Below are 628 nucleotides of genomic sequence, written 5' to 3'. Positions count from 1 at the left end.
AGCGGGTGCTCATGCAAGTGCGCTATTGTACAGCCTGGTGGAAAGTGCACGTATCAATGGTCTTAACCCGTACGATTATCTTCTGGCATTGCTGACGTCGCTAAAATCCCCTGATGAAGATATAGACTGGAACGTACTGCTGCCCTGGAAAATTACCTTACCTTAAACCACGCTACCTATCTCTGTGTGGTTCCAATGACGCTTACAATTAACCGGCGTTTGCCACAAAACCGACCAATTTTTTACTCCCGGCGCGACACAAGACTCCTTTATTGCCCATGCCATGACACCCGCTTTTAACGTTCCGCCTTTTTCTATCTGCCACGTTTGCACAGGTTTTGGGGGCGGCGTGACTTTCATCGATGTAAGTGGCTTATCCGTAAGCAACGTCGTTGTTTTTGGCGACGCTATCGCTGTTTGAGATTGAATGAGGGATTTATTTCCCTGCGTGGGTGACAAGTGATTTTTAACGCTGATAATCTGCGGAGGTTTCGTCACCGCCAGCGCTTTACTTGTCATCGGCTCATTATCTTTTGCAAGATTTTTCGCTGCCAACAGGCGTTCAGGCTGTTTCTTTACCGGGAGAGGATGAATATCAACCGGTTTATCAATGCGATAAAAATAAATA

2 protein-coding genes are annotated in these 628 nt (G+C 46.7%); one reads left to right on the top strand and one right to left on the bottom strand.

Going from position 1 to position 628, the window contains the following annotated elements; translation table 11 throughout:
• Positions 1 to 166, top strand: a 166-nt coding sequence (locus CBG25_RS07245; RefSeq protein ID WP_290603847.1) for a transposase domain-containing protein, incomplete at its 5' end; no start/stop codon positions are given.
• Here the strand turns inward: CBG25_RS07245 and CBG25_RS07240 are convergent.
• Positions 163 to 628: hypothetical protein (locus CBG25_RS07240; protein ID WP_290605684.1), on the bottom strand; the 466-nt coding region annotated here is incomplete at its 5' end. The genes CBG25_RS07245 and CBG25_RS07240 overlap by 4 nt on opposite strands.

The organism is Arsenophonus sp. ENCA, from assembly GCF_002287155.1.
GTDB lineage: Bacteria > Pseudomonadota > Gammaproteobacteria > Enterobacterales > Enterobacteriaceae > Arsenophonus > Arsenophonus nilaparvatae.
This window is presented reverse-complemented; position numbering and strand designations above follow the sequence as displayed.